Origin of the sequence: Klebsiella sp. Q11 (genome assembly GCF_964241505.1) — a bacterium.
GTDB classification, from domain to species: domain Bacteria; phylum Pseudomonadota; class Gammaproteobacteria; order Enterobacterales; family Enterobacteriaceae; genus Klebsiella; species Klebsiella michiganensis.
On record NZ_CAXSXW010000002.1, the window covers coordinates 204036 to 218377 of the forward strand.

15 protein-coding genes are annotated in these 14342 nt (G+C 58.1%); 7 read left to right on the forward strand and 8 right to left on the reverse strand.

Features of this window, described 5'->3' with window-relative positions; all coding sequences use genetic code 11:
- Positions 1-3: 3 nt before the first annotated feature.
- Positions 4-1029, forward strand: coding sequence for an L-threonine 3-dehydrogenase (tdh, locus tag ACESQ2_RS03395; protein ID WP_004855475.1), 1026 nt, complete (start codon positions 4-6; stop codon positions 1027-1029).
- A 161-nt stretch (positions 1030-1190) separates the two neighbouring features.
- The gene (locus ACESQ2_RS03400; RefSeq protein ID WP_049069640.1) at positions 1191-1988 is read left to right on the forward strand and encodes a glycosyltransferase family 2 protein; all 798 of its coding nucleotides are present in this window, start codon (positions 1191-1193) and stop codon (positions 1986-1988) included.
- Here ACESQ2_RS03400 and ACESQ2_RS03405 read toward each other — a convergent pair.
- The 3 genes from ACESQ2_RS03405 to gpmM are packed head-to-tail and all read right to left on the reverse strand — an operon-like array spanning position 1985 to position 5749.
- Complete coding sequence (locus ACESQ2_RS03405) at positions 1985-2920, reverse strand: divergent polysaccharide deacetylase family protein (protein WP_025107809.1); 936 nt, start codon at positions 2918-2920, stop codon at positions 1985-1987. The two genes, ACESQ2_RS03400 and ACESQ2_RS03405, sit on opposite strands and share 4 nt — an antisense overlap.
- Before the next feature lie 3 nt (positions 2921-2923).
- The gene (gene envC / locus ACESQ2_RS03410) at positions 2924-4195 is read right to left on the reverse strand and encodes a murein hydrolase activator EnvC (protein WP_025107808.1); all 1272 of its coding nucleotides are present in this window, start codon (positions 4193-4195) and stop codon (positions 2924-2926) included.
- A gap of 9 nt (positions 4196-4204) precedes the next feature.
- On the reverse strand, positions 4205-5749 hold the full coding sequence (gene gpmM / locus ACESQ2_RS03415; RefSeq protein WP_014227235.1) for a 2,3-bisphosphoglycerate-independent phosphoglycerate mutase: 1545 nt from the start codon (positions 5747-5749) through the stop codon (positions 4205-4207).
- Positions 5750-5994: 245 nt separating this feature from the next.
- On the opposite strand from gpmM, the gene ACESQ2_RS03420 reads away from it, so the two are divergent.
- The 5 genes from ACESQ2_RS03420 to cysE all read left to right on the forward strand — a co-directional run bounded on the left by ACESQ2_RS03420 (position 5995) and on the right by cysE (position 9234).
- Entirely contained in the window at positions 5995-6426 is a 432-nt protein-coding gene (locus ACESQ2_RS03420; protein WP_004126582.1) for a rhodanese-like domain-containing protein, read from the forward strand.
- A gap of 111 nt (positions 6427-6537) precedes the next feature.
- Positions 6538-6789, forward strand: a complete 252-nt coding sequence (grxC, locus tag ACESQ2_RS03425) for a glutaredoxin 3 (RefSeq protein WP_004106850.1) — start codon at positions 6538-6540, stop codon at positions 6787-6789.
- 59 nt (positions 6790-6848) lie between these two features.
- The gene (gene secB / locus ACESQ2_RS03430; protein ID WP_004106849.1) at positions 6849-7316 is read left to right on the forward strand and encodes a protein-export chaperone SecB; all 468 of its coding nucleotides are present in this window, start codon (positions 6849-6851) and stop codon (positions 7314-7316) included.
- Complete coding sequence (gene gpsA / locus ACESQ2_RS03435; protein WP_004855462.1) at positions 7316-8332, forward strand: NAD(P)H-dependent glycerol-3-phosphate dehydrogenase; 1017 nt, start codon at positions 7316-7318, stop codon at positions 8330-8332. The genes secB and gpsA overlap by 1 nt, the downstream gene beginning before the upstream one ends.
- Before the next feature lie 80 nt (positions 8333-8412).
- Complete coding sequence (cysE, locus tag ACESQ2_RS03440) at positions 8413-9234, forward strand: serine O-acetyltransferase (RefSeq protein ID WP_004106845.1); 822 nt, start codon at positions 8413-8415, stop codon at positions 9232-9234.
- 104 nt (positions 9235-9338) lie between these two features.
- On the opposite strand, the gene trmL is transcribed toward cysE, so the two are convergent.
- From trmL to ACESQ2_RS03465, 5 genes are all read right to left on the reverse strand, one after another.
- Entirely contained in the window at positions 9339-9812 is a 474-nt protein-coding gene (trmL, locus tag ACESQ2_RS03445; protein WP_286115227.1) for a tRNA (uridine(34)/cytosine(34)/5-carboxymethylaminomethyluridine(34)-2'-O)-methyltransferase TrmL, read from the reverse strand.
- A gap of 125 nt (positions 9813-9937) precedes the next feature.
- Entirely contained in the window at positions 9938-11173 is a 1236-nt protein-coding gene (lldD, locus tag ACESQ2_RS03450; protein ID WP_373170186.1) for an FMN-dependent L-lactate dehydrogenase LldD, read from the reverse strand.
- On the reverse strand, positions 11173-11946 hold the full coding sequence (gene lldR, locus ACESQ2_RS03455; RefSeq protein ID WP_049069638.1) for a transcriptional regulator LldR: 774 nt from the start codon (positions 11944-11946) through the stop codon (positions 11173-11175). Before lldR ends, lldD begins: the two co-directional genes overlap by 1 nt.
- On the reverse strand, positions 11943-13598 hold the full coding sequence (lldP, locus tag ACESQ2_RS03460; RefSeq protein ID WP_049069637.1) for an L-lactate permease: 1656 nt from the start codon (positions 13596-13598) through the stop codon (positions 11943-11945). The genes lldR and lldP overlap by 4 nt, the downstream gene beginning before the upstream one ends.
- 352 nt (positions 13599-13950) lie before the next feature.
- Positions 13951-14313 carry a YibL family ribosome-associated protein gene (locus ACESQ2_RS03465; protein ID WP_004855454.1) on the reverse strand — a complete coding sequence of 121 codons (363 nt, stop codon included), beginning with the start codon at positions 14311-14313 and terminating at the stop codon, positions 13951-13953.
- Positions 14314-14342 lie beyond the last annotated feature (29 nt).

The following is a 14342-nucleotide window of genomic DNA, read 5'->3' on the forward strand; positions in this document are numbered from 1 at the left end:
GAGATGAAAGCGTTATCCAAACTGAAGGCGGAAGAAGGCATCTGGATGACCGACGTACCGGAACCGGAAGTCGGCCACAACGATCTGCTGATTAAAATTCGCAAGACCGCGATTTGCGGTACCGACGTGCATATCTACAACTGGGACGAGTGGTCGCAAAAGACCATTCCGGTTCCGATGGTGGTGGGGCATGAATACGTCGGCGAAGTGGTGGGTATCGGTCAGGAAGTTCGCGGCTTTAAGCTGGGCGACCGCGTTTCCGGAGAAGGGCATATCACCTGCGGCCACTGCCGTAACTGCCGTGCCGGGCGTACGCATCTGTGCCGCAATACGACGGGCGTCGGCGTCAACCGTCCGGGCTGTTTTGCCGAATATCTGGTGATCCCGGCGTTTAACGCCTTTAAAATCCCCGACAATATCTCTGACGATCTGGCGTCGATTTTCGATCCGTTTGGCAACGCCGTGCATACCGCGCTTTCATTCGACCTCGTCGGTGAAGATGTGCTGGTTTCCGGCGCCGGCCCGATCGGCGTGATGGCCGCCGCGGTGGCGAAACACGTTGGCGCGCGCAACGTCGTGATTACCGACGTTAACGAATATCGCCTGGAGCTGGCGCGCAAAATGGGCGTCACCCGGGCGGTGAACGTGGCGAAAGAGAACCTTAACGATGTGATGGCCGAGCTGGGCATGACCGAGGGTTTCGATGTGGGTCTGGAGATGTCCGGCGCGCCGCCGGCGTTTCGCACCATGCTCGATACCATGAACCACGGCGGGCGTATTGCCATGCTGGGTATTCCGCCGTCGGATATGTCTATCGACTGGACCAAGGTGATTTTCAAGGGGCTGTTTATCAAAGGGATTTATGGTCGCGAAATGTTCGAAACCTGGTACAAGATGGCCGCGCTCATCCAGTCCGGGCTCGATCTGTCGCCGATCATCACCCACCGCTTTGGCATTGATGATTTCCAGCAGGGCTTTGACGCGATGCGCTCCGGCCAGTCTGGCAAAGTCATTCTCAGCTGGGATTAATTCCGCCCCGGTCAGGATGGTAAAAAAGCGCCCACGGGCGCTTTTTTGAGAGTTATCCTACAATTTTGTGATACTTAATCCACTCCGCACTTTTTCTAAATCGATTTCTCGCCTATTCGTTTATACAGTCAGTTTAACCATGGTTTAACCCTATAAAGATTATGCTTAAACTTTCTGTATGCTTATTGACCTGTAATTCATCCCGCTTATTACGGGAGGTGTTACCGCCGCTGCTCAGGGTGGCTGATGAATTTATCGTCGTCGATTCAGGCAGTACGGATGCTACGCTGCAGATTTGCCAACAGTTCGGTCTCTCCGTTCACCATCATCCTTATACCGCTCACGGTACGCAGATGAATTATGCGACCTCTCTGGCCCACCACGACTGGGTGCTGTGTGTGGACAGCGATGAGATCCTTGACGACGAGGTGGTGGCGGCAATTCTGGCGCTCAAGGCCGGCGATGAGCCGGACCCCGCCTGCGCATGGCGTCTGCCGCGCTACTGGTTCGTGCTGGGTGAAGAGGTGCGCACCATTTATCCGGTATCATCGCCGGATTTCCCGGTTCGCTTGTTTAACCGCTCCGTCGCCAGGTTCAACGATCGGCCGGTAGACGATCAGGTGGTTGGCTTTACGCACTCTGCCCGGCTACCGGGATTCGTGCGCCACGATACCTTCTACTCCCTGCATGAAGTGTTTAGTAAGCTCAATAGCTACACCACGCGGCTGGTTAAACACCAGAAAATCAGGCCGTCTCTTGCGCGCGGAGCGATCAGCGCGGTTGGCGCTTTCTTTAAGTGGTATCTGTTCAGCGGAGCGTGGCGAAAGGGCAAGGTTGGCGTGGTCACCGGACTTTACGCGACCTTTTACAGCTTTCTTAAATACTTTAAAGCCTGGTATGCCCATCAGGACAAGCCGGAATCCGCGGCGGATAAGCACACGGACTCCCGGATGATTTAGTTGGTAGGCTTATCCCAGCCCTGCCACTTCAGCTGGTAATACTGCACCAGCGTGCTCTGAGTGATGCTTTCGCTCAGAATGGTAAAGAAGCGGCTGGCGTTGACCGGCTCCGGCGGACGCTTAGATTTGCACTGTTTCACGCCGCGGAACGGATTGCGCGGCGGCTGAACGGACGGCGGCGCGGTGTTCGGCGTTGAGGTATCCACCTGCGGCTCGTTGAGCAGGCTGCTCGGGCGAACCAGAGTGATATCCGGCGGCAGGTTATACACCATCTGCTGCAGCACGCGCACCGTCGTCGGGTGCGGGTGGCCGATAGCAATGGCGGAACCGTTGCGCCGCGCTAAAGCGATAGCGCGGTTGAACTGATAGCGGATATCCGCTTCGTTTTGGGTATCGTCGAGGAAAACCTTACGCTTAATCACCTTTACGCCGGTGCCCTGCGCCGCGCGCATGGCCTGGGTATTGCCGATGGTGACGCTATCGAGGAAGTAGAGATTGTAGCGCTCGAGCGCCTGCATCACCTTCTGCATGCCGAAGAGATTCGACGTCATGGCGCTGCCCATATGGTTATTCAGCCCCACGGCGTACGGAACCTTACCGTAGGCTTCGCGGATAATGCGCTCTATCTCGCTGCTGTTCATATCCGGGCGGAGGGTGTCTTTTTCCAGCGGCTGTTTGCTGAGCGGCGCCATTGGCAGGTGGATGAGCACCTCGTGGCCGAGATTATGCGCTTTGGTCGCCATTTCTCGGGCGTGGGGCGCATTAGGAAGGACGGCAACGGAGATCGTCGCGGGCAGCGCCAGCACCTGGTTTTCCGTTTGTGGACGATAGCCAAAGTCGTCGATAACAATGGAGAGTTTGCCGGCAAATACCGGCGACGCCATAACCAGCGTGCCGGTTACCGCGAGTGCAATTCTGCGAAATTGAAGCAAAACTTATCTTCCCAACCACGGCTGTGGATTGACCGCCTGACCCTGGCGGCGAATTTCGAAATAGAGCGACGGACGGCCCTGACCGCCGCTGCTGCCTACGAGAGCGATCGGCTGGCCCGCCCGGACCTGAGTGCCGACGCTGACCAGCGCGCTTTGGTTATAGCCGTAAAGACTCATGTCGCCTTTGCCGTGTTCAACGACCACCACCAGACCATAGCCCTGCAGCCAGTCGGCGAGAATAACCCGACCATCGGCAACGGCTTTGACCTCGGTGCCTTCAGACGCAGCGATAACCATCCCCTTCCAACGTAGTTCACCTTGCAGCTGTTCGCCATAGCGATGGAGAATTGAGCCGCGAACCGGCCAGAATGCCTGGCCGCGCGGTGAGCCAAGCCCGCCGGTGCGGGACATCAGCGAGCGTTCGCTTTCGGTAGGTTTGTAGGTGGTGCCTTTACGCGAGGCTTCCTGCTGGCGATCGCGCACATCCTGCGCTTCGCGGGCTTCGCGATCCGCCCGCGCTTTGGCCGCCGCCGCCGCCTGGGCGATACGGCCGCGCAGGCGTGATTCGTTAGCCCGCATCTCGCTGAGCTGCTGCTGGCCTTGCTGAATGGAGGATTCCAGGCTGGCGAGGGTCTTTTTACGTTCGTTGCGCGCCTGCTCCAGCTTGCTCTGCTGGGCGCGCTGTTCGTACACCAGGGTTTGTTGCTGGCTCTGTTTCTCTTCCAGCATCGATTTTTGCACCGCCACGTCTTCGCGGGTTTTCTTCAGCTGAGCGATGGTTTCCTGGCGCGCCTGGTTCAGATAGCCAAAGTAGGCCTGCAAGCGCTGATTACGCTGCCCCTCTTCGCCGCTGAGGATCATCTGGATGCCGGTATGCGGCCCCTGACGAAACGCGGCGTCGAGCTGCGCGGAAAGGTTACGCTCCTGCGAGGCGCGCTGACGCTCCAGCTTGGCCAGCGCGGCGTTCATTTCGTCGATCTGCTTATTCAGCTGGTTCAGCGTTTCCTGGGTTTCGCGCAGCTTGCGCGCGGCGGCGGAGATGGCCTCCTCCTGCGCTTTTAGCTGGGCGACCAGGGAAGCGCGCTGCTGCTGCTGCTGCTTAATCGCCCGCTGTTTAGCGGCGATATCGGCCTGAATGGATTTAAGCTGGTCGCGATCGTCGGCGTGAGCAGATGCGGCGCACAGCAATACGCCAGCGCTAAGCGCGCTGGCGTAAAAGACGGATCGAACTGCCGTTGCGATCCATGTAGTTGAATACGTCGCCTTTCCCCTCATGGGGAAGGATTATTCCACGATGAACAGCGGCTTGCCAGTCATCTCTTGCGGGATTTCCATTCCCATCAGCGTCAGCATGGTCGGCGCGATGTCGGAAAGTTTGCCGCCGTTGACCGCTTTGACGTTTTTATCGCCAACGTAAATCAGCGGAACCGGCAGGTTGGTGTGCGCGGTGTGCGCCTGGCCGGTGGCCGGATCGCGCATCTGCTCGGCGTTGCCGTGGTCTGCGGTGATCAGCAGCTGTCCGCCAACGGATTCAACGGCTTTGCTCACCTGGTCGATGCAGTCATCCAGCGCTTCGACCGCTTTAACGGCGGCTTCCATTACGCCGGTGTGGCCAACCATATCGCCATTCGGGTAGTTACAGATGATGGTGTCGAACTGACCGCCCTTGATGGCGGCAACCAGTTTTTCGGTCAGCTCAGCGGAGCTCATTTCCGGCTGCAGATCGTAGGTGGCGACCTTCGGTGAATTGATCAGAATGCGCTCTTCGCCTTTGAACGGCTCTTCAACGCCGCCGTTGAAGAAGAAGGTTACGTGAGCGTATTTTTCAGTTTCGGAGATGCGCAGCTGGGTTTTGTCGTTCTTCGCCATCCATTCGCCGAAGGTGTTCACCAGAGATGCCGGCGGATAAGCGCAGGCGACTTTGATGTCCGCGGCGTACTCGGTTAGCATGACGAAATCGAGGTTCACCACTTTCTTACGGGCGAAGCCGTCGAAATCGGCGTTAACGAAGGCGCGGGTAATTTCGCGCGCGCGGTCGGCGCGGAAGTTCATGAAAATCAGCGCATCGCCGTCTTCCATCGCCGCATCGGCCTGGCCTTCAGCGCGAATAACGGTCGCTTTCACGAACTCATCGTTTTCATCGCGCGCATAAGCGGCCTGCAGGCCCGCAACGGCGGTATCGGCCTGGAACTCGCCTTTTGCCAGGGTCATCAGATCGTAAGCCTGCTCAACGCGGTCCCAACGGTTGTCGCGGTCCATGGCGTAGTAGCGGCCAACGATCGAGGCAACGCGGCCTTTGCCCAGCGCGGCAAATTTGTCTTCGAATTTCGCCAGCGTCTTTTCAGCGCTGCGCGGCGGAGTATCGCGGCCGTCGAGGAAGGCGTGCAGATAGATTTTATCCGCGCCGCGTTCGGCTGCCAGCTCAACCATCGCCATGATGTGGTCTTCGTGGCTGTGGACGCCGCCCGGAGACATCAGGCCCATGATATGCACGGCTTTGCCTGCGGCAACGGCTTTATCGACCGCGCCGGTCAGTACCGGGTTGGCGAAGAAGGTACGTTCTTTGATTTCAACGTCCAGGCGGGTGAGATCCTGATACACGATACGGCCCGCGCCGAGGTTGACGTGGCCCACTTCGGAGTTGCCCATTTGACGATCCGGCAGACCGACTTCCAGGCCTGAAGCATCAATCAGGGTATGCGGACGTTTCGCCCACAGTGCGTCCATAACAGGGGTTTTGGCGCTGTAAATAGCGTTATCCTGCTGGTCTTCACGGTAGCCATAGCCATCCAGAATCACCAGTACCATAGGTTTTTTAGAAACCGACATTGCGACAACCTCATGCTCAAAGACAGAAAATTTGCGTAATTTTACTACAGCTGAATCGATCAAATCACCGTAAAAGATCAAAGAAAGAGGGCGGCCAGAGCGCATTGCCGCGGCGAGAGCGGTTTTTTTTCGTGACGGGCCGCAGAAAATACATTACATCGCGCTCACTGGCTGTATTTGCCGCAATGCACAGGTATACTCCTTCCCTGGTTTTTTTATCACTTAGTCGGGAGTTGTAACCCCCCATGCAAGAAATTATGCAATTCATCAGCCGTCACCCCGTCCTGAGCATCGCGTGGGTCGCGCTGCTGGTGGCGGTGCTGTTCACCACCTTTAAAGGGCTGATGTCGAAAGTTAAAGTCATCACCCGCGGTGAAGCGACGCGCCTGATCAACAAAGAAGATGCCGTGGTTGTCGACCTGCGTCAGCGTGACGATTTCCGTAAAGGCCACATTGCGGGTTCTATTAACCTGCTGCCGAGCGATATCAAAGCAAATAACGTCGGCGAGTTGGAAAAGCACAAAGCACAACCCATTATAGTGGTAGACGGCTCAGGTATGCAGGCGCAAGAACCCGCCAGCGCGCTGAACAAAGCCGGTTTTGAAAAGGTCTTCGTACTGAAAGAAGGCATCGCTGGCTGGAGCGGCGAGAACCTTCCGCTGGTACGCGGTAAATAATTTACCCGCGTCTTTATGGCGTAGCGCGGTTTTCCCTGCGGCGGCTATTCGTCAGCGGGAAAACAACGCCTGCGGCGTAAAACTCTCGGGGGTAAAAACAGGAGTGAAGTCATGGCCAATATTGATATCTATACCAAAGCGACCTGCCCGTTCTGCGTACGTGCAAAAGCGCTGCTGAACAGCAAGGGCGTGACGTTCAACGAGTTGCCTATCGATGGCGATGCTGCGAAGCGTGAAGAGATGATTCAGCGCAGCGGTCGAACGACGGTTCCGCAGATTTTTATTGATGCGCAGCACATTGGCGGCTGTGACGACTTGTACGCGCTTGATTCACGTGGTGGACTCGATCCCCTCCTGCGCTAATTTTTGCGCTCATCCCCATTGGACGGGCGTACTTAAGGACAACACGAAAGGGTTTTACTATGTCAGAACAAAACAGCACCGAAATGACTTTCCAGATTCAGCGCATCTACACCAAAGATATTTCTTTTGAAGCGCCGAACGCGCCGCAAGTTTTCCAGAAAGATTGGCAGCCGGAAGTTAAACTTGATCTGGATACCGCTTCCAGCCAGCTGGCTGAAGGCGTGTATGAAGTGGTGCTGCGCGTGACCGTAACCGCCTCTCTGGGCGAAGAAACCGCATTCCTGTGCGAAGTACAGCAGGGCGGTATTTTCTCCATCGAAGGCATCGACGGCACCCAGATGGCGCACTGCCTCGGCGCATACTGCCCGAACATTCTGTTCCCGTACGCGCGTGAGTGCATCACCAGCCTGGTTTCTCGCGGCACCTTCCCGCAACTGAACCTTGCGCCAGTGAACTTCGATGCGCTGTTTATGAACTATCTGCAGCAGCAGGCTGGCGAAGGTGCTGAACAACATCAGGATGCCTGATGAACGCGCTTAACGCTGCAATGACTGTGATCGGTGCCGGCTCTTACGGCACCGCTCTTGCCATCACCCTGGCAAGAAATGGCCACCACGTTGTGCTGTGGGGCCATGACCCGAAACATATTGCGACGCTGCAGCACGACCGCTGCAACGCCGCATTTCTTCCTGACGTTCCTTTCCCCGACACGCTGCATCTGGAAAGCGATCTGGCGACCGCGCTGGCGGCCAGCCGCGATATCCTCGTCGTCGTGCCGAGCCACGTTTTCGGCCAGGTGCTGCGGCAGATTAAACCGCTGATGCGCCCCGACGCTCGCCTGGTGTGGGCGACGAAAGGTCTGGAAGCGGAAACCGGGCGCCTGCTGCAGGACGTGGCCCGTGAAGCGCTGGGCGACGCTATCCCCCTGGCGGTGATTTCCGGCCCCACCTTCGCGAAAGAGCTGGCGGCAGGCCTGCCGACGGCGATCTCGCTGGCGTCGACGGATCCGCAGTTCGCTGACGATTTGCAAAGCCTGCTGCACTGCGGCAAGAGCTTCCGCGTCTATATCAACCCGGACTTTATCGGCGTGCAGCTCGGCGGGGCGGTGAAAAACGTCATCGCTATCGGCGCCGGCATGTCTGACGGCATCGGCTTTGGCGCCAACGCGCGTACCGCGCTGATTACCCGCGGGCTGGTTGAGATGTCGCGCCTCGGGGAGGCCCTGGGCGCCGATCCGGAGACCTTTATGGGGATGGCGGGCTTAGGCGATCTGGTGCTCACCTGCACCGATAACCAGTCGCGTAACCGCCGCTTCGGCATGATGCTCGGTCAGGGCATGGATGTGCAAAGCGCGCAGGAGAAGATTGGCCAGGTGGTTGAAGGCTATCGCAATACCAAAGAGGTTCGCGTTCTGGCGCAGCGTTTAGGCGTCGAAATGCCAATAACCGAGGAAATTTATCAGGTATTGTATTGCGGAAAAATTGCGCGCGAGGCAGCATTGACCTTATTAGGTCGTGCACGCAAGGACGAGCGTAGCAACTAACTGCGATGGAACCTGGATCACCTGAATGACCCGGCCAGCAAAGAACTGGCCGGTCATTATTATATCGTCTGGAGTCAGCAATGCCGTGTGAAGAACTGGATATCGTCTGGAATAATATTAAAGCCGAAGCTCGGGCTTTAGCTGACTGTGAGCCAATGCTCGCCAGTTTTTACCACGCCACGCTACTCAAGCACGAAAATCTCGGCAGCGCCCTGAGCTATATGCTGGCGAATAAACTGGCTTCTCCGATCATGCCCGCCATCGCGATTCGTGAAGTGGTGGAAGAGGCCTACGCCGCCGACCCGGAAATGATCGCCTCCGCCGCCTGCGATATTCAGGCGGTGCGAACGCGCGACCCGGCGGTGGATAAATACTCCACCCCGCTGCTCTATCTGAAAGGATTCCACGCGCTGCAGGCCTATCGCATCGGCCACTGGCTGTGGAATCAGGGGCGTCGGGCGCTGGCGATCTTCCTGCAAAATCAGGTTTCCGTATCGTTCCAGGTGGATATCCACCCGGCGGCGAAGATTGGTCGCGGGATCATGCTGGACCACGCCACCGGCATCGTCGTCGGCGAAACGGCGGTGATTGAAGACGACGTATCGATTCTGCAATCCGTGACCTTGGGCGGTACCGGTAAAACCAGCGGCGATCGTCATCCGAAAATTCGCGAAGGAGTGATGATTGGCGCCGGGGCGAAAATCCTCGGCAATATCGAAGTCGGGCGCGGGGCAAAAATCGGCGCGGGTTCGGTGGTGCTACAGCCGGTGCCGCCGCATACTACCGCCGCAGGCGTTCCCGCCCGCATTGTGGGCAAGCCGGAGAGCGATAAGCCCGCGATGGATATGGATCAGCACTTTAACGGCATACACCATACCTTCGAGTACGGCGACGGTATTTGATTGATTTCCCGGAGGCGATGCTGCGCATCTATCCGGGCTACAAAACCGAGCGCTGTCTGGTAGCCCAGACAGGCGCTACGCGCCGCCTCCGGGAGAAAGCGAGCTCAGCTGCGCAGCACCGCGCCGGGATAGCCCAGCTGGCGCCAGGCTTCATAGACCACCACCGACACCGCATTTGACAGGTTCATGCTGCGGCTGTCCGGCATCATCGGAATACGGATTTTTTGTTCTGCCGGCAGAGCATTAAGAATGCTGCCCGGCAGTCCGCGGGTTTCCGGGCCAAACAGCAGAAAATCGCCGTCCTGATAGCTTACCGCGCTGTGCGCCGGCGTGCCTTTGGTCGTCAGGGCGAACAGGCGCTGCGGCTTTGCGCTTTCAATAAAGGCGGCGTAATCACCATGGCGCTGGACGGCAGCAAACTCGTGGTAATCCAGACCTGCGCGGCGAAGACGCTTATCATCCCAGGCAAAACCCATGGGTTCGATAATATGCAGATTGAAGCCGGTGTTGGCGCACAGGCGGATGATATTCCCGGTATTTGGCGGGATTTCTGGTTCGAATAAGACGATGTTAAGCATGCTGCCCCCTTAATTGCGGGGGCAGAATAGCAGATATTTGGCTAACCCTCACCCCGCTCCTCTCCCGGAAAGGGAGCGGGAGAAAACCGGCGCCGGCCTGTGAGCCGGATGGCCTGACGAGGACGTTAACCCGCCTGCCGGACGGTTCCCTCTCCCTGTGGGAGAGGGGCAGGGATAACCGCCGCGTTTCCTGCTTTGATCGCATCAAAGGTCCGCAGCGCATCGGCGTTCTGGACTAAAGATTCACGGCTGATTTCGCCGATGGTTTTCGCACCGGTCAGCGTCATCGCCACTTTCATCTCTTTCTCGATCAGGTTCAGCAGATTGGCGACGCCCTGTTTGCCGTGCGTGGCCAGCGCATACAGATAAGCGCGGCCCAGCAGCACGCTATCGGCGCCGAGGGCAATCATCCGCACCACATCAAGGCCGTTGCGAATACCGCTGTCGGCAAGAATTGTAATATCGCCTTTAACCGAGTCGGCAATTGCGGGCAGGGCGCGAGCGGAAGAGAGCACGCCGTCGAGCTGGCGGCCGCCGTGGTTGGAAACAACGATCCCGTCAGCGCCGAAGCGCACCGCATCGCGGGCGTCTTCCGGATCGAGGATCCCCTTGATCACCATCGGGCCGTCCCAAAAGTCGCGGATCCACTCAAGGTCTTTCCAGGAAATCGAAGGATCGAAGTTATTCGCCAGCCAGCCGATATAATCCTCCAGACCGGTCGGCTTGCCGAGGTAGGCGGAGATGTTGCCCAAATCGTGCGGACGGCCGTTTAACCCGACGTCCCATGCCCACTGCGGATGGGTCACCGCCTGCCAGTAGCGGCGCATTGCCGCGTTCGGGCCGCTCATCCCGGAGTGAGCATCGCGATAGCGCGCGCCGGGGGTCGGCATATCGACGGTAAAGACCAGCGTTGAACAGCCCGCCGCCTTCGCCCGCTCCAGCGCATTGCGCATAAAACCGCGGTCGCGCAGGACGTACAGCTGGAACCACATCGGGCGCTTAATGGTCGGGGCGACCTCTTCAATCGGGCAGACGGAAACGGTAGAGAGGGTAAACGGAATACCTTTTTCATCCGCCGCGCCAGCGGCCTGCACTTCACCGCGGCGGGCGTACATCCCGCACAGCCCAACCGGCGCCAGCGCCGTTGGCATCGCCAGCTTCTCGTTGAATAAGGTGGTTTCCAGGCTCAGGTCCGACATATTGCGCAGAATGCGCTGGCGGAGCGCGACGTCGGACAGGTCCTCAACGTTGCGGCGCAGGGTGTGCTCGGCGTAAGCGCCGCCGTCGATATAGTGGAACAGGAACGGTGGCAGGATACGCTGTGCGGCGGCGCGGTAGTCGCTGGCGGCGGAAATAATCATCACAAGTTCTCCCTGGAATTTTCGTTATGGTCACCGGGCAGGCGGGTAATTCGCGCCTGGCGGGCCTGGTCTTCATCAAAGCGTTTGATGGTGGCGTGAACAAAGCCCAAATGGGCCATCATCGCCTGTCTGGCACCTTCCGGGTCACCGGCGATAATCGCCTCCATGACCGCCTGGTGCTGTTCGGTCAGGCGAGCAAAGACCGGCGGGACGAGATACATCCGCTGGCGGCTCTCCTTGACTGAGGACTGTAAAAGGTCAAAAAAACCGCGCATGGTTTGCAGCAGCACCACGTTGTGCGACGCTTCGGCGATCGCCAGATGGAAGCGGACATCGGCCTGCGAGGCCAGGTCAGGGTCTTCGCTTTGGGTGGCTTCAAAGCAGAGGCGGATTTTCTCTTTTTCGGCATCGGTTGCCCGCATCGCCGCATGCCAGGCGGTACTGGCTTCGATGGCGTGACGGGCTTCGAGGATATCAAAGCTGTAATCGGGGTCGTCGGAGAGCAGCGTCTTCAGCGGTTGAACGATGTTTTGCTCCGACCACGCTTCGTGCTGCCAGCGCACGAAGGTGCCGCCGCCGCGACGGCTGAGCAGCACCCCTTCGTTGACCAGCATCGCCAGCGCTTCGCGCAGCGAATTGCGCGATACGCCCAGCTGCGCCGCCAGCTGGCGTTCGGCGGGCAATCGCATGCCCGCCTCCAGCTGTTGTTCTTCAATCAGCGCCCGCACGCGACGGGCGACGTCGTCGGCAAGGCGTTTTGGCATCACTATCACGGGATCATCCAGGTTAAGACATACGCCTGCAGCGTGGTGATAACGCCGACCATACAGGTGAAAATCAGGCTGTGTTTGACGGTAAAACGGAACAGATCGGACTCCTTACCTACCAGGCCGACCGCCGCACAGGCGATGGCGATAGACTGCGGAGAGATCATTTTCCCGGTTACGCCGCCGGTGGTGTTCGCTGCGACCAGCAGGATATCGGAGACGCCAATCTGCTGGGCCGCCGTGGCCTGCAGCGCGGCAAACAGCGCGTTAGACGAGGTATCCGAACCGGTCAGAAATACCCCCAGCCAGCCGAGGAACGGCGAGAAGAAGGTAAATGCATGACCGGTGTGTGCCAGCGCAAGCGCCAGCGTTGAGGATAGACCGGAATAGTTGGAAATAAAGGCGAACGCCAGCACCATGCCGATGGAGTAAATCGGCAGCGCCAGCTCTTTCAGCGTGCTGCCAAAGGTCGAGATCGCGTCTTTCGGCTTCATGCGTAGCCAGACGATGGAAAGCAGCGCGGCGAACAGGATGGCGGTGCCGGTGGCGGAGAGCCAGTCAAACTTATAGACCGCAGCGTACGGCGTGGCTTCGCTAACCACCGGCGGCATGCGGGCCACCATTTTGTCGAGGAACGGCACGGAAATATTAATCACAAAATCGTACATCGCGCCGCCGGGGGCGAAGAGCGCTTTGAACGGCGGCACGCTCCACAGGGTCACCGTCGCGGTCAGAAACAGGAACGGCGACCAGGCGCGAATCACCTGTCCCGGCGTGTAATGCGTGCGGGCCAGGTTCATATCGACCTGCGATGCGCCCATATCGCCGAAGCGGAAGATGCGTACCGGCTGCCAGCGTTTGAGGAACAGCGTCAGACAGACCAGCGATACCAGCGAAGAGATAATGTCCGGCAGCTCCGGGCCGAGGAAGTTAGAGCTGAGGTACTGAGCGATAGCAAAGGAGCCGCCGGCGACCATGACCGCAGGCCAGGTCTCTTTAATGCCGCGCCAGCCGTCCATAATCCCCATGATCCAGAACAGGACGATGATGGTCAGGAACGGCAGCTGACGGCCAACCATCTGGCCGATTTCGAAGCTGTCGAGGCCCGTCACCTGTCCGGCGACCAGAATCGGAATGCCCATCGCGCCAAATGCGACCGGCGCGGTGTTAACGATCAGACACAGGCCCGCCGCATACAGCGGGTTAAAGCCGAGCCCCACCAGCAGCGCTGCGGTGATGGCGACCGGCGCGCCAAAACCGGCGGCCCCTTCGAGGAACGCGCCGAAGGAGAAACCGACAATCAGCATTTGCAGACGCTGATCCGGGGTAATCGACAAAATTGATGAGCGGATAATGTCGAACTGCCCGGTTTTCACCGAGATTTTATAGACGAAGACCGCGGCGATAATAATCCACGCGATTGGCCACAGGCCGTAGAAGAAGCCGTAGATGACGGAGGCCAGCGCGTGGTCAACCGGCATTTTGTAGAACAGCAGAGCGACCGAGAGCGCAATGAGCACGGTCCAGGTCGCGGCAACGTACCCTTTCAGCTTGAGCTTTATCAGGGCAAAAAAGAAAAACAGAATCGGTAGCGATGCGATAAGACTCGATAGCCAGATGTTGCCGGCCGGATCGTAATTTTGTTGCCAGAGGTTCATGCAGGTCTCCATCGGGCCGTTATGATGCCGTGCTGAGTCTTGCGCTCTTAGCAGGTCACATCATTTGTAAAACTGGCCCAGCCAAATTGCGATTGTAGGATTAACGACAACGAATGGTTAATCAAATGTTATTGATGAGCAATATGTCTGTGACGAAAAATGATGGATATGTGAACCATTGGACGATTTAAGAAAACATTGGTAGGGCCAATTAGTGGGGAATGACGTTTGAAACAGAGCCTGTCCCGGAGGCGATGCTGCGCATCTGTCCGGGCTACCGGTCCGCAGACGGCGGTGAACCCGTAGCCCGGCTAAGCGTAGCGCGAGCCGGGAGATTCACGGGATGAAGATATCAGAACGCGGTTTTGGCGAAGCCGGTCATCTCTTTGAGGCCCATTTCGCGGCCCAGCGCGGTCATCGGGTGGACAACAACCAGACCGCGTACGCTTTTCTTGAGCTTACCCATATCGGCCTGCTCTTTTTTGGTGATGGCGCGGCGATGCGGCATGCTCATCAGCTTTTGCGCTTCTTTGCTCAGCTTCTGGCCCTGAACCTCACGCAGGCGAACGAGTTCCGTCTCAATGGTGGCTTTCTCTTTTTCCAGCTCGGCGTATTTTTCTGCGGCGTCGACCAGGGACAGGTCGGCCTGCTGGTGGTGGATAGCGTCGAGACGATCGCTCAGACGTTTAATTTCGTTTTTTTCGACTTCTTTCATGGTGGCTTAATCTATTAAGAAAGGGGCGT